The organism is Pseudomonas sp. AF32 (genome assembly GCF_022342325.2).
Classification (GTDB): Bacteria; Pseudomonadota; Gammaproteobacteria; order Pseudomonadales; family Pseudomonadaceae; genus Aquipseudomonas; species Aquipseudomonas uvaldensis.
In genome coordinates, this window is sequence record NZ_RQJK02000020.1 from 92662 (window position 1) to 114644 (window position 21983).

Consider the following 21983-nt stretch of genomic DNA (forward strand, 5'->3'; position numbering starts at 1 on the left):
TCAGGTGCCTTGCGCGACCCGAGTGGCGTGTTGTTGCCGAGCCTGTTCGGTCAGGCGGGCCTTTTCCTCGGGACTCATCGCCTCCATGCGCAAGCGCACCTGGGCCATTTTTTCCAGTTGCCCCGGGCTACTTTCCATCGCCCGTAAGGCCGACGACAGCGACGCCACCGTCGGATGATCGAAGACCAGCCCCGGATGAATTTCGCACTGCAATAACTTGCGAATGCCAGCCACCAGCTTGATCACCAGCAGCGAATGCCCCCCGGCGGCGAAGAAGTCACGGTCGATGCCCAGTCGCTCAAGCCCCAACAGCTGCGCCATGCGTGTGGCAAGCAACTGCTCCAGCGCATCCCGTGGCGCGGCGTCTTCGTCATTCGCCGTCGCGCCGGCCAACTGTTGCAACGCCTTGCGATCGATCTTGCCGTTGGCCAACCGTGGAAAATGCTCGATCAGTTGCAGGTGCGCCGGCACCATCACACTGGGCAGGCGCGCGCTCAGACCGGCACGCACGGCGTCCAGCAAGCCCGCCGACGGCCCCGACTGCGCCACCACAAAGGCCAGCAGCCCCTGTTCGGCCGACGCTGCCGGCAACACCTGCGCTTCGGCCACCCCAGGCATACGCAGAAGCTCGGCCTCGATTTCCGCCAATTCAATACGGAACCCGCGCACCTTGATCTGCTGATCGCGCCGGCCGTGCAGCTGGATCGCCCCGTCCGCCCGATAACGCGCCAGGTCACCGGTGCGATACAGCCGCTGCGCCGGATCGAAGGGACTCTGGATGAATGCTTGCCCGTCGGCTTCGGCGTTCAGATACCCCCGGCACAGCTGCGCGCCGCCCAGGTACAACTCGCCCAGCAGGCCCACCGGGGCCAGGCGCAGGTCGGCGTCCAGCACGTACACCTGGTTATTGCCCAGCACTTGGCTGAGCGCCGAACAATCGTCGGCGGCGCCGTCCAGCGATAACGGATGGATCATCACGCCCACCGTGGCCTCGGTCGGCCCGTAGTGGTTGAACACCCGGCAATCGCCACGCACACGTGCGATGCGCTCGACCAACGTAGCCGCAATCGGTTCTCCGCCCAGGATCAAGGTCCGCGGCAAGACCGCCCGCTCACTGTCGAGCAGTGCCGCCAGGTGCGACGGCACGATTTTCAGGCAGTCGATGGCGTGGTGTCGCAGGTACTCGGCGAACAACGCGCCGTCCTGCATCTGCTCATCGCTGGCCACATGCAACGCCGCACCGTTGAACAGCGCACCGAACAGGGTCGTGTTGCCCAGGTCCGCCGCTACGGTGGAGCTGAAAGCGACGCTCCTGCACTGCTCGAGTCCCAGCGCCCGGCTGGCCTGGGCGGTGTAGTTGAGCAATTGCCGATGCTCGATCACCACGCCTTTGGGCACGCCGGTCGAGCCGGAGGTAAACAACACATAAGCGATGTCGTTGCCCCGGGTGGCAAGTGCGGGCAACGACGCCGTCGACTGATCGAGTTCAGCCAGGGTCAGCGCCATGTACGGTTGTTCCTGCCAGATCGGCAGACGCGTCGCATCGGTCAGCAACACCGCCGCGCCGGCCTGTTCCAGCATCAACGCCTGGCGCGCCTGGGGCCACTGCGCATCCAGCGGCAGATACGCCGCCCCCAAGCGCCAGCTCGCCAGCATGGCAATCACCAGGTCCGCCGAGCGCGGCAGGGCCAGGGCGACAATCGAACCGGCCTCCAGCCCCCGCTCCTTGAGGCCTCGCGCTACAGACTCGACCCGGGCTTGCAATTGTGCGTAGCTCAATTGCCCATGGGCATCGCTCAGGGCGATGGCATCGGGCGTTTGGATCGCCAGATCGGCGATGCGCTGCGGCAGGTAACGGTTATCCGCCAACGCCTGCATCGTCGGGTTGATCGCCCGTAAGCGTTGTTCCTCGGTGGCCCCCAGCAGACTGAGCTGGGCCAGTGCATTCTTCGGTGCCGCCAGGATCGAGGCCAACAGCACGCCGTAGTGTTCAAGCAGGGCATTGGCCGAAGCTGGCGAATAACGCGAACTGGCGTAACACAAATCGATGGCAGCCAGTTGCTGATCAGCTCGCAACTGAACCTGCAGCAGCAGCTCGAACGCATCGGCCTGGCCCATGGCACACTCCGATGCGACCCAGTTCAAGCCGCCCATGTGCCCGACAGGGATGGCCTGTCCTACGGTAAAGCCATAGGCCGGACGCGCTGCGTCGGGCGACAGTTCCGGCGCCCAGTATTCCTGCCAGGTGCGATGTTCTTCGAGGCGCGCCGCCAGCGCTCCCAACCACTCATCGAACGGTGCGGTAGCAGGCAGCGAAAGCCACAACGGCAAGGTTTTCTCGAACATACCCAGGGCATGGGCGAAATACTCATAGTCCTCGCGACTGTCATGACGCACGCCCACCAGGGCCTGTTCCAGACCGCTCAAACGGCCCAGCAGGAGCCACCACGCGCCCTGTAACAGCGTGGCAAGCGGCTGGCCGAGTTGCTCGGCCAAACGCTGCAAAGCGTCATGCTGAGCAGGCGCCAGTGTCAGCGATACCCGCGAGTCGGCAGCAGCCGCCTCACCGCTGGCGCCGCGCTCGGCCAGCCATGGCGTGGCGATGTCCGTCTGCACGCCTTGCAGATGTTGTTGCCAGTAGGTCCGCGCAGCGGCGGCATCTTCATCGAGCACCACTTCACTGCGCCACTCCAGGTACTGGGCAAACTCGCCGGGCAGCTCGTCGTCCGTTGCCTGGGCTGCGGCATAGGCCTGTTGGATTTGTTGAAGCAGCAGGTTCAGGGTCTGTGCATCGGCACTGTGGCGGGCGATGCCCAGCACCAGTTGCCAGCGCTGGGGCGCCAGGCGATGGAGCACGGCCTGGACGCTTTCCGATTCACCGACCACAAAGGCGCGGCCCATCGATTCCTCGATCTGCGCCTGCACGTCCTCGACCCGTTGCTCGCCAGCCTGTATCGCCAGCGGGAAGCGCCCGGCAGTACCAGCGACCTGACGCCAACCGTGGAAACCGGCGACCTTGACCAGACGCGCCAGCAACATTGGCTGCTGCGCCACCAGGGCATCCAATGCAACCTGCAAGCGCTGCGGATCGAGATCGCCCTCGATGCCCACCTTCAACCAGCGCAATGCCTCGCCACAGGTCGCCGTGTTCGACAACTGCTCCAGTGCCCGTTGTTGCTCGGGCGTCAGGGCGAAACCCGGATCCTGTGCGTCCATCATGACCTCGTTCATGCTCCGACTTCCTCGGTATTCAGTGCGCCCTGGGCGGTTTGCCCAGCGGCCGGCGGATGCTCCAGGCTGCTGCGGTCGTACATATCGCCCATGGCGACGACGATCTTGCGAGGGCCTTCGAACGGATCACGGGCATGGGCCACCAGCATGTTATCCAGCAGGATCACATCACCTTTGCGCCAGTCGAAACGCACCGCGCAGGCTTCGTACAACTGGCCAATGCGCTCCATCACCTCGTCTTCGATCGGTGTACCGTCGCCGTAGTAGACATGCCGGGGCATCCGCTCCAGGCCGTACATCGACAGCAGGTCCTCCCGCACGTCCGGGTCCAGCCAGTAGATGTGATGCAACTGCACCTGGTTGAAGAACGACTTTTCACCGGTGATCGGGTGCGTGATGATCGCGGGTCCCGGCGTGCGGGTCTGCAATTCATCGTTGTCGAGCCAGCGCCATTGGATGCCGCCCGCCCGGCAACGGGCCTCGACTTCGCGGCGGTCTTCGGTCTTGAAGAAGTGCTGCCACGACACGTCGAGCTTGTCGGTGAAGGTGCGCACGTAGAGCAGGCCCTTGTCCTCGAATTTCTCGCGAAGCTCGGTCGGCAGTTTTTCGTACATCAACCGGCAATCCACCACCGGGGTCGCGCCCCCCACCGGCGCTGCCTGCTCGCAATAGAACATCTGCTTGCGTGGCCAGCGGTCCTGATGGGAGCTCTCGTTATGGAACAGGATCATCTTGCGCTCCGGGTACGGCGTGGAGCGGTAGGTGTTCTTGCCACCTTCCTTCTTGGGCAGGTCGCCGTACTGGCCGTAAAGGCCCGGCTGTATCGCTTCGGCGAACGCTTCGAAGCCCTGGATGCCATCCAGCTCGAAACCGCGGAAAAGAATGCCGGCGTGCTCGGCCAGCTTCTGCTCGATCAACGGCCGGTTCTGCTGGATCCACTCGATGACATCCAGATGGGGCTCGCCCGGCTCCAGCATCAACGGGAATCGCTGCGGCGCCGCCACCAGCGATTCACGCACCCGTGCCGGGCGGGCCTTGGCCAGCGGTGTCACGGAGCGTTTGAGAAACTTGCCCAGTTTATCGGCCTTGGGCCCCGGGACGGTGGCAGGCGTGACGGCTGCCGCCAAGTTGTCGACTGGCATGCTGATAGCTCCCAATTGAATGTCCTGATCAGCGACGATCTGTTCCAACAGGGCCGTCCAGGCCTGGATCAGGTACTGGATGCGCTCGTGTCCGAACAAGGTTGTGGCGAATTGCCAATTACCGCGCAATTGCCCTTCTTCTTCGTCAACGAACAGCGCCATGTCGAATTTAGAATGGGTCTCAAGCGCCGGCAGGAACTCCACGCTCAGCCCCGCCATGGAACGGGTGCGCACTGGCACGTTATTCATCACGAACAACACCTGGAGCAAGGGGTTCATGCCTTTGTGACGGGGGACCCCGGACACGTCGACGATCTGGTCGAACGGCACGTCCTGATGCTCCAGGGCGCCAAGCAGGTCGTCCTGGGTCTGCCCCAGGAACCGTGCGAACGTGGCGTCGGCGTCAAGGCGAGAACGTAGCGGCAACACGTTGACGAAGAAGCCGATCAGGCGCTCCAGCTCGGGTCGCTCACGACCGGCCACGTCCACCCCGATCACCACGTCCTGTGCCCCGCAGACGCGATGCAGCAGTACCTGGAAGGAAGCCAGCAACGTGCTGTACAGCGTGACGCCCGCCGCGCCGGACAATCGGCGCAAGGCCTCGCTCAAGGTTGTGGACAGCTGGAATTGCAGTGCATCGCCGTCATAGGACGCGGCCTGGCCACGCGGGCTGTCCAGCGGCAGGCTCAAACGCCCCTCGTAGCCACTGAGCCGCTGTTTCCAGTACTCGGCCTGGCGCGCCAATACGCCTTGTGCTTCCAGCGCCTGCTGCCACAACGCAAAGTCCTGGTACTGGACCTCCAGGGGCGGCAGCGGCATCGGTTCGCCCTTGAGGGACGCCTCGTAGGCTTGCACCAGTTCGTTGATCAACAGGCCCATGGACCAGCCATCGGAGATGATGTGATGCATGGCGAACAGCAACACATGCTCGGTCGCTCCCAAGTGCAGGATTTGCCCGCGCAGCAGCGGTGCCTGCTCCAGGTCGATCGGCATGCGCGCGTTTTCCAATGTCGCCTGGGCCACCCGCTCGCGCTGGGCGCTGGGGGAAAGGCCGGACAGGTCGATCAGCGGGAAGTCCAGTCGGACCCCATCGGCAATCAACGCAACCGGATCGCCTTCGTCGTCCTGGGTGTACGCGGTGCGTAGCACATCGTGGCGACGGACCACTTCGGCGAAGCTGTCCAACAGACGCGCCACCGACAATTCGCCGCACAGGCGCAACGCCATGGGCATGCCGTACGCCGAGGTGCCGCCGGACAACTGCTCGGCGATCCACAGCCGTCGCTGCACCAACGACAGCGGTGCCGAACGCCGCGGACCATGGGCCACGAGCCGGACCCCGCTGGAGTCCCCGGCCCGCACCGGCCCCTCTCCGGCGCCGGCCATCAGGGCCGCCAGCGCCTTGAGCCGCGGATGGTCGAACAGATCACGCAGGCTCAGCGGATAGCCGGTCAGTTTGCGCAGGCGGGAAACCGCCTGGGTCGCCAGCAGCGAGTGACCGCCGCGCTCGAAGAAATGATCGTGGCGCCCGACCTGCTCCACCTCCAGCACCTCTTGCCAGACAGCGGCAATCTGTTGCTCCAGCTCACCCTCGGGCATCACGAAGCCAGGCTGCGACAAGCTGGCATCGAATCGCGGCAAGGCCTTGCGGTCCAGCTTGCCGTTAGGGCTCACCGGCATGCGCTCCAGCAGAACCCAGTGCTGCGGAACCATGTAGTCGGGCAGGTGCTGGCTCAAGTGGACTTTCAATGCCCGCTCCAACGCCTGGCCGATGTCGCCGTCGCCACACAACAGCGCAGGCGACTGCGGCACCACATAGCCCACAAGCAGCGTGCCGTCCTGGGCGATGACCACGCTTTCACGGACCTCGTCATGCTCGGTCAGGCGCGCTTCGATTTCCCCCAGCTCGATGCGCAAGCCACGGATTTTCACTTGATGGTCCATGCGCCCGGCGTACTCGATGACGCCATCGGCGCGATAGCGCGCCAGGTCGCCGGTCCGGTACAACCGCGCACCATCGCCGAACGGGCTGGTGACGAATCGCTCGGCCGTCAGTGACGGGCGACGATGGTAGCCGCGCGCCAGGCCTTCACCGCCCAGGTACAACTCGCCCGTCACGCCCACGGGCAATGGCGCCAGGTCGTGGTCGAGGATAAACGTGCCCAGGTTGGCGATCGGCTGACCGATCGGCACCGCGTCCCGGCCTTCATCGACGCAGGTCCAATGGGTCACGTCGATGGCGGCTTCGGTGGGGCCGTACAGGTTATACAGGTCGGCAGCCGGCAGTTTGGCGAACACCTGCAGTTGAGCATCCACCGGCAGCGCTTCGCCGCTGCAGATAATCCGTTTCAGGCTCCGGCAACGATCCACCGCCGGATCCTGCATGAACACCTGCAACATCGACGGCACGAAGTGCAAGGTCGTGATCTGCTGCGTGGTGATCAGCTCGATCAACTGCTGCGGATCGCGATGAGCCCCTGGAGGCGCCATCACCAACGTGGCGCCGGTCAGCAATGGCCAGAAGAACTCCCAGACCGATACGTCGAAGCTGAAGGGGGTCTTTTGCAGCACGCGGTCGCCTGCGTCCAGCCGGTAGGCGTCCTGCATCCAGCACAACCGGTTGACCAGGGCCGAATGGCGGTTGCCGGCGCCCTTGGGCTTGCCGGTGGAACCGGAGGTGTAGATCACGTAGGCCAGGTTTTCGCCCTGCAGCGCGACCCCGGGATTGGCGCCGCTGCACCCGGCCAGCCAGTCGTCCGGCTGATCCAGCACCAGGCTGTGCAAGCCGGTCGGCACTGGCAGTTGGTCAAGCAGATGACGCTGGGTGAGCAGCAATCCGATGCCGCTGTCTTCGAACATGTAGGCCAGGCGATCCTGAGGGTATTCCGGGTCCAGCGGCACGTAGGCACCACCGGCCTTGAGAATCGCCAACAGGCCAACCACCATTTCCACCGACCGCTCCACGGCGATGCCCACCAGTACATCCGGGCCGACGCCCTGCGCCATCAACCGATGGGCCAGGCGGTTGGCCTGGGCATTGAGTTCGGCATAACTGAACCGTTGCCGGCCGAAGACCAGCGCGCAGGCGTGGGGGGTTTTCTCCACCTGTTCTTCGATCAGACGATGCACGCTGCGGTCGAGCGGGTACGCAGTGGTGGTATCGTTCCAGGCCTGCTGAACCGCCCGTTGTCCGGCATCGAGCAATGACAATTGCCCCACCCTGCGCTCGCCGCCGAGAACGATCTGCTCCAACAGGTGCACCAGGTGCTGGCCGATGCGGACAACGTCCCCTGGCGCGAAGCTGGCGCGGTGGTAACTCAAGAGCAGCGACAGCGTTTCACCCAGGTTCACCGCCAGGGTCAGCGGGTAGTTGGTTTGTTCATGGTTAGCCACCTCGCCGAAACGCAACGTGGCCGGAGCGCCCTCTTGCAGCGCCTGGGACACCGGGTAATTCTCGAATACCAGCAAGGTGTCGAACAGTGCCGCACCGCCCTGTCCGGCCCAGCGCTGGATATCGAACAGCGGCGTGTGCTCATGTTCGCGCAGGCTCAGGTTTCGTCCCTGGACCTCCCGCAACCATTGGCCGACGCTGTGCTCCGCCCGTGGGCTGCCGATCACCGGCAAGGTGTTGATGAACAGGCCGATCTGTTGCTCAACGCCGGCAATGGACGCGGGCCGGCCGGCCACCGTGGCACCGAAAGCCACCACCGATTGCCCGGTGCAGCGTTGCAGCAACAACTGCCAGGCCGCTTGCACCAGGGTATTGACCGTCACCTTCTGCTCTCGGGCAAAAGCGTGCAACCGCGCCGTGGCGTGCTCGTCGAGCGATTGTTCGTACTCGCCATGGCCGGCGCCTGCCTCACTGCGCGAATCCCGGGCAAAGGCCCCCGCCAGGTGCGTCGGTTCGTCCAGCTCGGCCAGTTGCGTGCGCCAGAACTGCTCGCTGGCCAGCGGATCCTGGAGCGACAGCCACTCGATGTAGTCCCGGTAGCGTCCAGCCGGCCGCGCCGGTGCCTGGCCGCTGTAGCGTTGCAGCACTTCACCGAGCAACTGCGAATGGCTCCAGCCGTCCATGAGGATGTGATGGCTGGTGTAGATCAGGTGATAACGGTCCTCTGCCACACGCACCACCACCAAGCGCAGCAACGGCGCCGTGTCCAGCGAGAAACCTTGCTGGCGCTGGTCCAGGGCCAGCGAGTCCAGTTCCAGGGACTGGCTGGGGTTGGCGTGCCAGTCATGGAACAGGAACGGGACGTCCACTCGCTTGTGCACCACCTGCAAGGCCCGCTTGAAGTCGCCCTCCCAGGTAAAACAGCTGCGCAGCACTTCATGGGCGTCCATGACGGCCTGCCAGGCCTGGCGGAAGCGCTCGACCTCCAGTCCCTCGACGTCCACCCGCAGTTGATTGATGTAGTGACCCGCCTCTTGTTCATAGAGGGTGTGGAACAGCATGCCCTGCTGCATGGGCGACAACGGATAGAGGTCTTCGACCTGCCGAGGTGCCAGGGCCAGGCCGTCCAGTTGGGCCTGGGTCAAACCGGCCAGCGGCACGTCCGACGGTGTGAACCCCTGGTGCTGCGCCTGGCAGCAATGCTCGATCAACGCCTGCAACTCGTGGCCGTAATCCGAGGCCAGGGCCTGGACGGTCGCCTCGTCGAACATCTGCGCACTGAACGTCCAGTCGATGCTCAGTTCGCCCGCGTAGACGCTGCCGTTGAGCGTCAGCCAGTTGTCCAGCGGCGCCAGGGGACTTTGTGCCCGGCCCGACGATTCACTGGCCGGGACGAACAGCCCGTCGGTGTCATCGGCGAACCCGTTGTCGAACTGGCCCAGATAGTTGAAGGTGATGCGCGGCACGGGCAGTGCCGCCAGGGTGCGACGGGTCTGCTCATCGCCCAGATAGCGCAGCACGCCGAATCCGAGCCCCTTGTCGGGGATCGCTCGCAATTGTTCCTTGATGGCCTTGATCGAATCCGCTGCGCTGGCCGCCGGGGTCAGGCGCACCGGGAACAGGCTGGTGAACCAGCCCACGCTGCGGCTCAGGTCCAGGTCGTCGAACAGCGCCTCGCGGCCATGCCCCTCCAATTGAATCAGCGTCGAGGCTTCGGCGGTCCAGCGGCCGATGACTCGGGCCAGGGCCGTTAGCAGCAAATCGTTGACCTGGGTGCGATAAGCCGCCGGCGCTTGCTGCAAGAGGCGTTGGGTCTGGTGCTTGTCCAGACGCGTCTGGACTTGCGCGGCATGGCATCTGAGCATTGCCCCCTGAGGGCGGTCACACGGCAGGTCAGGGCGAGCGCCCTCCAACTGATCTTGCCAATAAGCCAGCTGAGCCTGTAGCGCTGCACTGCCGGCATGGGTTTGCAACCGTTGCGCCCAGGCCTGGGTGGAACTGGTCTTGGTGGGCAGCGTCGGCGTCTGTCCGGCTTGCAGTTGGGCATACGCCTGTTGCAGGTCTTCCAGCAGAACGCGCCAGGAGACGCCGTCCACTACCAAGTGATGGATCACCAGCAACAGCCGCTGGCTGCCATCGGCCAGGTTCGCCAATACGCCGCGCAACAAGGTGCCGCCGTCCAGAGCAAGACTGCGCTGGGCCTGTTCGGCCAATGGCTCGAAAGCCAAGGCATCGGCCACTTCGGCGGTCCACAACAGAGGCGATCGTTGCCAGACCGTGTGCTGCTCGGCGAGCGTGCGATGGCGAGCGATCCAGCCGTCACCCTCATGGATGAACGCGAGCCGCAAGGCATCGTGATGAGCCACCAACGCTTGCAACGCCTGCTCCAGATGCCCGGCGTCCACCGGTCGCCGGCCCTTGAGCAGCAGCGACTGGTTCCAGTGATGAGGCTCGGCCATGTTCTGTTCGAAGAACAACTGTTGGAACGGCAGCAGCACCGTATCGCCCGTCACCGGGCCCTGGTCGATGCCCGGACCGCTGTCGCCCCTGCCCGCCACACCCGCCAGGCCCTGGATGGTCTGGTGGACGAACAGGTCCTTGGGACTGAAATGAATCCCGGCCTGGCGGGCCCGGCTGACCACCTGAATGGAGATGATCGAATCGCCCCCCAGCTCGAAGAAGTTGTCCTGGATACCCACCTGGTCGCGCCCCAGCACGCTTTGCCAGATGTCGGCCAGCGCCTGTTCGATGGCTGTGCGCGGTGCGATGTAGGCTTTGGGGCTGGCGCTGGTATCGGCTTTGGGCAGCGCCTTGCGCTCCAGTTTGCCGTTGGGGCTGACAGGCATCTTTTCCAGCCATAGCCAGTGCTGCGGCACCATGTAGTCGGGCAAGGCACGGCTCAAGTGATCCTTGAGGCGCTCTTGCAATGCCTGGCGAACGGCGTCATCGGCGGCCAGCAGCTCGACGCGGGCCGGCACCACGTAGGCCACCAGCAGGGCACCGTCCTGAGCGATGACGACCGTTTCGCGCACGTCTTCGTGCTCGGCCAGGCGCGCCTCGATTTCGCCCAGTTCGATGCGCAGGCCACGGATCTTCACCTGATGATCCATCCGTCCGGCGTATTCGATCACACCATCGGCGCGGTACCGTGCCAGGTCACCGGTGCGATACAGCCGCTGCCCCTGGCCGAAAGGCCCGGTGACGAAGCGCTCGGCCGTCAGCGCGGCGCGGCGATGGTAACCACGGGCCAGGCCCTCGCCCGCCAGGTACAACTCGCCTATTACGCCCACCGGCACCGGGGCCAGTTCATCGTCCAGGATGTAGGTGCCCAGATTGGCAATGGGTTGGCCGATGGGCACGCTGTCACGACCTTCCTCGACGCACGTCCAGTGGGTCACGTCGATGGCCGCCTCGGTCGGGCCATAGAGGTTGTACAGGCCGGCGCCCGGCAGCTTGGCGAACACCTGCTGCTGCGCATCCACCGGCAGGGCTTCACCGCTGCAAACGATGCGCTTGAGGCTGGTGCAATCGGTCACGTGAGGATCTTGCACGAAAGCCTGCAACATCGACGGGACGAAGTGCAGCGTGGTGATGCGGTGTGCGGTGATCAGCTCGATCAGTTGAGTCGGGTCGCGATGAGCACCCGGCGCGGCCACCACCAGGGTGGAGCCGGTCATCAGCGGCCAGAAGAACTCCCACACCGACACATCGAAACTGAACGGCGTTTTTTGCAGCACGTTGTCCGTGGCGTCGAGCCCATAGGCCTGCTGCATCCAGCACAGCCGGTTGACCAGCGCCGAATGGCGGTTACCCGCGCCCTTGGGTTTGCCGGTGGAGCCGGAGGTGTAAATCACATACGCCAGGTTCTCGCCGTGGACGTCGACCTGTGGATCGCTGTCGCGACCGGCATACAGACCATCGTCAGGTTGATCCAGCAGCAGGCTGTGCATCCCTGTCGGGATCGGCAGCGAATCCAGCACGTGTTGTTGCGTCAGCAGCAGGCCGATGCCACTGTCCTCGAACATGTAGGCCAGGCGTTCCCGCGGGTATTCCGGGTCCAGCGGGACGTAGGCACCGCCGGCCTTGAGGATCGCCAACAGCCCCAGCACCATCTCCACGGAGCGCTCCACGGCGATGCCCACCAGCACGTCCGGGCCGACGCCTTGATCGATCAACCGGTGAGCCAGTCGGTTGGCTCGGGCGTTGAGTTCGCCGTAGGACAGACGTTGCTCGCCGAAGACCAGCGCCGGGGCATCCGGATTGCTGCGCACCTGCTCTTCGATCAGCCCCTGCACCGTGCGCTCGAGAGGATAGCGAACCGTCGTCGCGTTCCAGTCGACGAGCATCCGCCGACGCTCTCCAGCCTCCAGCATGGTCCATTGCGCCACGGGGCGATGCAGGTCCTGCACCAGACTCTGCAACAAGTTGAGCCAATGCTGACCCATGCGTTCGATGGTGGCCGGTTCGAACAGATCCGTGGCGTAGGTCAGGGCCGCGTGCAAGCCTTGCGGGCTGTCGACGGTGTCCAGGCTCAGATCGAACTGCGCGGTGCGTTGCGCCCAGCCAAGGGGTTCGACCGTCAGGCCCGGCAATGCTTCGCAGAACGCGGCGACGTTTTCGGCGCGATGATTGAACATGGCCTGGAACAGTGGGCTGTGGCTCAAGTTACGCTGCGGCTGCAAGGCATCGACCAGTTGCTCGAACGGCAGGTCCTGATGCACCTGCGCCGCCATGGCCGTCTGCTTGAGCTGTTGCAGCAGGTCGGCACCTGTCAGATCGCCGTGGAATTGGCCTCGCAGCACCTGGGTATTGACGAAGAATCCGATCAAGCGCTCGGTTTCCAGCCGCTGGCGGTTGGCGATCGGCACCCCGACGCGGATGTCGGACTGCCCGCTGTAGCGATGCAACAAGGCCTGGAAGCTACCGAGCAGGAGCACGAACAACGTGACGTTTTCACGCCGGGCCAGTGCCTTGAGGGCATCGCTCAACGAAGGATCGATCACAATGGGCAAACGCGCCCCCCGCTGGCTTTGCTGCGCAGGACGCGGATGGTCCGTAGGCAACTCCAGCAACGGCTGTTCGCCGCCCAACTGCCCGGTCCAGTAGGCCAGTTGGCGATCCCGCTCGCCGGCGTCCATCCATTGCCGCTGCCAGACCGCATAATCGGCGTACTGCACCGCCAACGCAGGCAGCTGTGCGGGCCGCGCCTGAACGAATGCCGAATACAGGCTCATCAGGTCATCGATCATCACCTGCAACGACCAGGCGTCGGCGACGATGTGATGCACGGTCAGCACCAGGATGTACTCCCGGTCGTCCAGCGCCAGCAACGCCACACGCAGCAACGCGTCGTTCAAGAGATCGAACGGACCTTGTGTCTGGTGTTCGAGGAACGCCTGGATCGCGGCTTCGTCTTGTTCGTCCAAGCGCTGCTCGACGAAACTGACCTGGCCCTGCGGGCGAATCACCTGACAGGTGCGCCCATCGTCTTCGATGAATGCCGTGCGCAAGCTTTCGTGACGCTCCACCAGCGCTTCGAAGCTGCGACGCAGGGCGAGTTTATCCAGGGCACCGCGCAGGCGCAGGGCCGTCGGAATATTGTAGGCGGCGCTGTCCGGGTCCATTTTCCACAGGAACCACTGGCGCTCCTGGGCAAACGACAGCGGCAGCGGCTTGTCTCGCGGCACTGGCACCATTGCCGGCGCGTGTTCGCCCCGGTCGACATCGAGGGCGCCGACAAAATCCTGCAATGTGCTGTGTTCGAACAGGCTGCGCAGCGGCACCTCGATCCCCAGTGCCCGGCGGACCCGCGACACCACTTGGGTGACCAACAGTGAGTGGCCGCCCAGGTCGAAGAAGTTATCTTCCAGCCCTACCCGTTCGAGCTTGAGCACTTCTTGCCAGATCGCCGCCACCTCTTGCTCACGGGGGCTGCGGGGCGCCACGTAGGCACGTTGCACATCGCGGGCATCCGGGGCGGGCAAGGCCTTGCGGTCGATTTTGCCATTGGGCGTCAGCGGCAGTTGCGCCAGGAACAGCAGGTGCGCCGGGACCATGTACTCGGGCAACTGCGCCTTGAGCGCAGCCTTGAGTGCAGTGCGCGCGGCAGCCTCGTCTTCCGGGTTCGGTCCCGGATTGACGGCAGGCACCACGTAACCCACCAGTTGCGCGCCGGTCGGGCCTTCATGGGCGATCACCACGGTTTCACGCACGCTGTCCTGGGCCAACAGCGCCGCTTCGATCTCACCTAGCTCGATGCGCAGGCCACGGATCTTGACCTGATGATCCAGGCGCCCGAGATACTCGACCACGCCTTCGGCCCGATAGCGGGTCAGGTCGCCGGTGCGGTACAGCCGCTCGCCACGGGTGGAAAACGGGTCCGGGACAAACCGTTCGGCGGTCAAGGCCGGACGCTGGAAGTAACCGCGGGCCAGGCCGTCACCACCGATGAGCAATTCACCCGGCGCGCCGGGCGGGTTGAGAGTCAGGTCGCTGCCGACGATGTACAGCGCTGTGTTGTCCAGGGGTTTACCCAGGAACGGACGGCTGTTTTCGGGGCTCAACGGATGCACCGCCGACCAGATGGTGGTCTCGGTCGGGCCATAGAGGTTCCAGACCTTGGGCGACAGCGCCAGCAGCCGTTGCGCCAGTTCCTGGGGCAACGCTTCGCCGCCACAGAGGAAGGTACGCCCGGCCAGCAGCGGCGACTGTTCATGATCCAGCAGCATGCGCCAGCTCGAAGGCGTGGCTTGCAATACGGTGACATCGTGTCGTGCGATCAACTCCAGTACCGCTTGCGGATCCTGGTGCACGTTCTGGCCGGTCAGCACCACGCTGGCGCCGGCGCACAGCGGGCCATAGATCTCCAGGCCAAAGATGTCGAAGGAGAAGGTGGTCAGCGACAGCATGCGGTCGTCGGCCGTCAGGCCGGGTTGGGCAATCATGCTGGTGACGAAGTTGCTCAATGCCCCGTGGCGCACCATCACGCCCTTGGGTTTGCCGGTGGAACCGGAGGTGTAGATCACATAGGCCAGATGCTCGCCGGTGAGCGGCACCCTCGGGCACGTGTCGCAGGCATCCTGTAGCGCGGCGTCGGGTTGGTCCAGCAACAGGGCCGGGAGGGTCGCTGGAATAGGTAACACCGCCTGCAAGCGGGCCTGGGTCAACAGCAACCGGATGCCGCTGTCCTGAATCATGTAGGCCAGGCGATCCTCGGGATACGCCGGGTCCAACGGCACGTAGGCACCGCCGGCCTTGAGGATCGCCAGCAGCCCGACGATCATCTCGACGCTGCGCTCTACCGCGATGCCCACTGGCTGGCCGGGCGTCACGCCCAGGGCGATCAAGCGATGGGCGAGTTGGTTGGCGCGCCTGTCCAGTTGCCTGTAGGTCTGGACCTGTCCATCGATTGTCAGTGCCAAAGCATCCGGGGTCTGGCGGGCCCGCTCGGCGATGCGTTGGTGCACGCACTCAAGCTCAACGCCGTGGTCCACCGTCCGACGCCAATCCTGCTGCGTCTGGCGCTGCTGGTCGCTGTCCAGCAGCGCCAGTTCACCAATCCGCTGCTGCGGCGCCTCGACAATGCCTTGCAGCAGTTGCAGCCAGTGCCGGGCCAGTCGTTCGATGGTCTGTGGTTCGAAGAGGTCGGTGGCGTAGGTCAGTTCCGCGGCAATACCCTGCTCGGTTTCATACGTGCCCAACGTCAGGTCGAACTGGGCGGTGCGCCCTTCCCACACCAGGTCCTCGATGCCCAGTTGCGGCAGTTGCACTTGCCGGTCCTGGACGTCGCGGGCGGTCTGGTGGTTGAACATCACCTGGAAGATCGGACTGTGGCTGAGGCTGCGCTCCGGTTGCAGCGCCTCGATCAACTGCTCGAAGGGCAAGTCCTGATGGGCCTGGGCGGCCAGGGCCGCTTGCTTGACCTGATCGAGCAAGCGATCAAAAGGCAGTTGCCCGTCGACATGCGCGTTGAGCACCTGGGTGTTGACGAAAAAGCCAATCAGGCCCTCGGTCTCGACCCGGTTACGGTTGGCCACCGGCACGCCGACGCGGATCTGCGGCTGGCCGCTGTAGCGGTGCAGCAAGGCCTGGAACGACGCCAGCAGCACCATGAACAGGCTGGCCCCTTCGCGTTGGGCCAGTTGTTTGAGCGCTGCGACCAATGGTGGCGGCAGGTCCAGGTCCAGCCGTGCGCCACGGAAGCTCTGCACAGGCGGGCGCGGATGATCCAGGGGCAGCTCCAGCACCGGCTGTTCATCGCCCAGCGTCTCGACCCAGTAGGCCAACTGCCGCTCACGCTCGCCGGCCTCCAGCCAATGACGTTGCCAGATGGCATAGTCGGCGTACTGCACGGGTAATTCCGGTAACGACAGCGGCGTGCCGACAGTCTCGGCGCCATAGTGACGGACCAGCTCATCGACCAGCACCTGCATCGACCAGCCATCGGAAATGATGTGGTGCTGGATCAGCACCAGCACATGGTCGTCCTCGGCGACTTTCAACAGGGAAACCCGCAGCAACGGCCCTTGGCGCAGGTCGAACGGGCGTGCGGTTTCAGCCTCGACGAAGGCCTTGATGCTGTCGTCCTGACTGGCCGGGGAATTCGCGGGCAAGGATTCGAGGCGGATGCGCAGCGGCATCTGCCGGTGGATAACCTGCACGGTCTGCTCGTCACGCTCGATGAACGTGGTGCGCAGGCTCTCGTGGCGTTCGACCAGCGCATTGAAGCTGCGCTCCAGGGCCGGCACGTCCAGCCGGCCTTTGAGGCGCAGGGCGCTGGGAATGTGATAAGCCGAGCTGAGGGGATCCATCTGCCACAGGAACCATTGGCGTTCCTGAGCGTAGGACAGCGGGATAGCCTCGAACCCGGAACGCACCTCGGGGATCGGCAGGTTGGCCGGCGAGACGCCCTCTTCGAGCATCTTTTCCAGGTACAGCCTGCGTTTGTCCAGCGGCAGAGTGATAAAGCGCTTGGCAATCCTCAAAGCAACACTCTTGTCCATCAGACTTCCTCCATTTCATCAAGCAGGGCTTCCAGCTTGTTCAGTTTCTGTTCATTGATTGGCCCGCCGCCGGTGTCGAGTTGCGCGACGAAATCCTTCAGGACGGGGTGCTGGAAAATCAGTTGCGGGGTCAGGGTCAGCCCCAGTTCGAGGGCCATGCGCGAGACGGCGTTGACCGCCAGCAGCGAATGACCGCCCAGCTCGAAGAAATGATCGTTCAGGCCGACGCGCGCCACAGTGAGCACCTGGGCCCAGATCGCCGCGACCTGTTGTTCCCGTTCACTGGCCGGGGCCACATAACCGGCCTGGGACAGGCCGCTCTCCACGGCGGGCAAGGCCTTGCGGTCGAGCTTGCCGTTGGGGGTCAACGGCAATCGTTCGAGGAACAACAGATGAGCCGGCACCATGTAGTCAGGCAGATGCGTCTTGAGCCCGGCCTTGAGTTCATCTCGCAGGGCCCGTTGTGCTTGGGCGTCGTCCCGGTTCAACGACGGGGCAACCACGTAGGCCACCAGTTGTTGACCGCCCCCGGCGTCCTGGGCCAGGACCGCGACTTCGCTCACGGCCGGTTGGGCCAGCAGCCGCGCTTCGATTTCCCCCAGCTCGATACGGAAGCCGCGGATCTTCACCTGATGGTCGATGCGCCCCTGGTATTCGAGTGCGCCATCGGCGCGGTAGCGGCACACATCGGCGGTGCGATACATCCGCTCGCCAGTGCTGGAGAACGGATTGGGCACGTACTTCTCGGCGGTCATCGCCGCCCGCCCGAGGTAGCCACGGGTAATGCCCGCACCGCTCAGGTACAACTCTGCCGATACGCCCTGGGGCACCGGTTGCAGATCGGCGCCGAGCAGGAAACTGGCGGTGTGCTTGAGCGGCCGGCCGATGTTCGCGGTGCCACCGGCGGTGCGCCGGGTCCAGGTGGAATAGGTGGTGTCCTCCGAGGGGCCATACAGGTCGTAGACATGTTCGACGCCTCCCCCCACTGGGAGTGAGCCTGCCCCCTGTGGGAGTTGTGAATACAGACTGTCCACGAGGCTCTGCTTCAAGGGCTCGCCGGCCAGGTTGATGATGCGCACGCTGGCCGGGATTTCGCCGCCGCGCTGCAACGCGGCGATGGCCGACGGTACGGTGTTGACCAACCGCACCTGATCCCGCGCCGGCAGGTGCGGCAGCTCCAGGGCGTTGCGGGCGATGATCAGCGAACCGCCATTGGCCAGGGTCACGAACAGCTCCCACACCGACAGATCGAAGCACACCGAGGTCGAAGCCAGCACCCCCTGGATGTCGTCACGGCTGTAGACCGAACGGGACCAGTCGATCAGCGCCAGCACGTTGCGATGGGCAATCGCCACGCCCTTGGGCTTGCCGGTGGAACCGGAGGTGTAGATCACATAGGCGAGGTTGTCCGGGCTGACCGTGGTACGTGGCGCGCTCAGTGGATACGGCGTCAGGTCGAGCCGATCGAGCATCAGCACCGTCGTGTCGGCCGGCACGTTCAAGGTCATCGCCACGGCCTGCTCGGTCAGCAGCACACGAGCACGGCTGTCGTCGAGCATGTAGGCCACGCGTTCGGCCGGGTAATCCGGGTCCAACGGCACGTAGGCGCCGCCAGCCTTGAGCACTGCCAGCAAGGCGACCAGCAGGTGTTCGGAGCGCGGCATCGCCACCCCTACCCGCACCTCCGGACCCACGCCCAGTTCGATGAGTCGGTGGGCCAGGCGATTGGCGCGGCCGTCCAGTTCGCTGTAGCTCATGCGGGTGCTGGCGAAGGTCACGGCCAAGGCATCCGGCGTGGCTTCGGCCTGGCGAGCGATCACCTCGTGCACGCACAGGGTTTGCTCGAACGGTGCGTCGACCGGATTCCAGTCGTGGGTCAGGCGCTGATGCTCATCGAACCCGAGCATCGACAACTGCCCCAGACAACGCTCGCCCTGGCCGGTCATCTGCCCCAGGAGTTGAGTCAGATGCGCCGCCAGCCGCGCCACGGTGTCGGGCTGGAAATGGGCGCGCTGATAGCTCATGTGCACCGACAATTGTCGATCCAGGCTCACCAGCAAGGTCAATGGATAACTGGTCTGCTCCCGAGTGATCGCCGGGCCGAAGCGCAGGCCTTGCGGCGCGCCCTGTTCCAGGGCCTGGGCAATCGGGTAGTTCTCGAACACCAGCAGGCTGTCGAACAGTGCATCGCCGCCCTGCCCGGCCCAGCGTTGGATGTCGAGCAGCGCCGTGTGCTCGAACTCCCGCAGCGCCAGGTTCTGCCCTTGCACCGCTTGCAACCAGCTGTCCAGGGATTGCTCGGCCCGTGGGCTGGCGCTCACCGGCAGCGTGTTGATGAACAGGCCGATTTGCTCTTCGATACCCGGCAGGTCAGCCGGCCGACCGGCCACCGTCGCGCCGAAGGCCACGGTGTCCTTGCAGGTGTAACGCTGCAACAGCAGCAGCCAGGCCGCTTGCACCAGGGTGTTGACGGTGACTTTCGACGTGCGGGCGAACGCCTCCAGGCGCCGGGTCAGCGGCTCATCGAGTACCTGGACATGGTCGCCGTAACCGACGCCACTCCCTTCCGACCGGGGCATGGTGTCGGCCAGCCGCGTCGGTGCCTCCAAGCGTTGCAGCGCAGTTTTCCAGAACGCTTCGCCAGCGGCGCCGTCCTGGCGTTGCAACCAGGCGATGTAGTCCCGATAGCGGCTGCCTTGCACGGCGACACGCTGGCCGCTGTAGCGTTGCAATACTTCGCCGAGCAACTGCGAATTGCTCCAGCCATCCATCAGGATGTGGTGATGGGTGTAGATCAGGTGGTAGCGCTGTTCATCGAGGCGCACGATGGTCAGCCGCAACAGGGCTGGCGAGTCCAGCGTCAATTGCCGACGCTCGGCATCGGCCAGCGCCTGCAAGGTTTCATCGCCCTGCGCAGCGCCCCGCAAGTCATGCAGGCGGTAAGGCAGCTCCAGGTGTTTGCTGACCCTTTGCAGCGGCTCCGGCAGGTCCCCCTGCCAGACAAACTGCGTGCGCAGAATGTCATGAGCGTCCACCGCCGCCTGCCAGGCCTGACGGAAGCGCTCCGGGTCCAGCCCTTCGACGTCCAGGCGCAATTGGTTGATGTAGTCGCCGCCGGCCTCGCCATAGACGCTGTGGAACAGCATCCCCTGCTGCATCGGCGACAGTGGATAAATGTCCTCGACCGCCAGGTATTGCGGAACCAGAGTATCCAACTGCGCCTGGGACAAGCGCGCCAACGGGAAATCCGAGGGCGTTACACCGCCGTGAGCGCTGTCACAGCAATGGGCGATCAGCGCAGTCAGTTCCTGCTGGTAGTCATCCGCCAGGCGTTGGATGGTCGCGACGTCGAACCGCTCGCCGCTGAACGTCCAGCTCAGCGCCAACTCGCCATCGAAGACCTTGCCGTCCAGCGCCAGCGGGCTGCCCAGCGGGCCCTGCAGGTTCAGCTCTTCACCGCCGCTTTCACCGGTGGGCACGAACAGCGCGTCGTCGCGGCCATTGAAGCTGGCGTCGAACTGGCCCAGGTAGTTGAACGTCAGTGACGGTGTCGGCAAGCCCTGCAAGACTCGACGCGTGTCGGCATCACCCAGGTGCGCCAGGGCACCGAAGCCGATGCCTTTGTGGGGAATGGCCCGCAGTTGTTCCTTGATCTGCTTCAGCGAACCATCGAGGTCGGCGACGGGCGTCAGCCGCGCCGGGTACAGGCTGGTGAACCAACCGACGGTGCGAGTCAGGTCGATGTGGGCAAACAGATCTTCCCGGCCATGACCTTCCAGTTGCACCCACACACTGTCGTCGCCGGTCCAACGCACCATCACCCGCGCCAGGGCAGTGAGCAGCAAGTCGTTGACCTGGGTGCGATAGGCCGCCGGGGCGTGTTGCAGCAGCTGTCGGGTCAGGGTCTTGTCCAGTTGGCTGCGCACCACATGCGCATGGCAATGCTGCTGCCCGCCCTCGGGGTTGTCCCAAGGCAACGCAGCCCCGGCGCCGTGCAACTGCTGTTGCCAGAAGGCCAGTTCGGCCTGCAACGAGGCGCTGGCGGCATAGTCCCGCAACGCTTCGGTCCAGCGTTTGAGAGCGCTGGTCCTGGCCGGCAGGTGCAGCGCTGTGCCAGCCTGAAGCTGCCGATAAGCGCTTTGCAGGTCTTCGAACAGGATTCGCCAGGACACACCGTCCACCACCAGATGATGCACGATCAACAGCAGCCGTTGAGTGCCATCGGCGAGGTTCGCCAGTACCGCCCGTAGCAGCGTATCGCCGCTCAGTTGCAGGCTGCGCTGGGCGCGGTTGCCCAGGTCTTCGAGCGCAGCAAGGTCAATCACTTCGGCCTGCCAGACCAACGGCCCGGCGGCCCGTGTGTCCACGTCACGGTAGCGCGCGGTCCAGCCTTCGCCCTGCTCGATGAATTCCAGGCGCAGACTGTCGTGATGGGCGACCAGCGCTTGCAAGGCCTGCTCCAGCACCGAAGCGTCCAGCGCCTGGGTCGGCTTGAGCATCACCGACTGGTTCCAGTGGTGGCGGTCGGGAATCGGTTGGGCGAAGAACCATTGATGAATCGGCAGCAGTGCGGTTTCGCCGGTTGCCGGCTGCTGGTCGATCACTGGCGCCGCCGTGCCGGTCTGCGCCACGGTGGCCAGTGCTTCGAGGGTCTGGTGCTGGAACAGATCCTTCGGCGTGAAGTGAATGCCGGCCTGACGGGCGCGACTGACCACCTGGATCGACACGATGGAATCGCCGCCCAGCTCGAAGAAATTGTCCCGCAGCCCCACCCGCCCGAGCTTGAGCACGTCCTGCCAGATGGACGCCAGTTGCCGTTCCAGCGCGCTGCGTGGCGCCACATAGTCCTGCTGCAATTGGCCGACGTCGGGCTTGGGCAGGTTCTTGCGGTCGAGCTTGCCGTTGGGGGTCAGGGGCAGGCGTTCGAGCACCAGCAGATAAGCCGGGACCATGTGCGCCGGCAAGGTCGCCTGGAGCTGTTCGCGCAGTTGCCCGGCGAACGCCTCAGGCGCGGTGACCGACGCCTCAGCCACCACATAACCCACCAGGCGCTTGCCGCTGCCGGCAACACCTTCCTGGGCCACGACCACCGCTTCGCGCACGCCCTCCAGGGCTTGCAGGCTGGCCTCGACCTCGCCCAGCTCGATGCGGAAACCGCGGATTTTTACCTGGTTGTCAATGCGATCCAGGTAATCGAAGGTGCCGTCGGCCCGTTGG

3 protein-coding genes (1 of these 3 running past the window's edge) are annotated in these 21983 nt (G+C 64.8%); all 3 read right to left on the minus strand.

The features are described from left to right. Tightly spaced (each overlapping or abutting the next), the 3 genes in view from EGM97_RS19105 to EGM97_RS19115 form a layout consistent with a single transcriptional unit that may run on beyond the window. The gene (locus EGM97_RS19105) at positions 1 to 3231 is read right to left on the minus strand and encodes a non-ribosomal peptide synthetase (protein WP_238960865.1); all 3231 of its coding nucleotides are present in this window, start codon (positions 3229 to 3231) and stop codon (positions 1 to 3) included. Further along, positions 3228 to 16766, minus strand: coding sequence for a non-ribosomal peptide synthase/polyketide synthase (locus EGM97_RS19110; protein WP_238960866.1), 13539 nt, complete (start codon positions 16764 to 16766; stop codon positions 3228 to 3230). The genes EGM97_RS19105 and EGM97_RS19110 overlap by 4 nt, the downstream gene beginning before the upstream one ends. Next, positions 16766 to 21983: the 3' end of a non-ribosomal peptide synthetase gene (locus tag EGM97_RS19115; protein ID WP_238960867.1), read on the minus strand. It continues 7181 nt past the right edge of the window; 5218 of the gene's 12399 nt are visible here — the last part of the coding sequence; the start codon falls outside the window, past its right edge — the gene reads right to left on this strand; it ends in the stop codon at positions 16766 to 16768. Before EGM97_RS19115 ends, EGM97_RS19110 begins: the two co-directional genes overlap by 1 nt.

What these genes read in the sequence shown, in the direction of transcription:
- EGM97_RS19110 (WP_238960866.1), bottom strand. Translation starts at nt 16,766, where the DNA reads ATGGACAAGAGTGTTGCTTTGAGGATTGCCAAGCGCTTTATCACTCTG.
- EGM97_RS19105 (WP_238960865.1), bottom strand. Translation starts at nt 3,231, where the DNA reads ATGAACGAGGTCATGATGGACGCACAGGATCCGGGTTTCGCCCTGACG.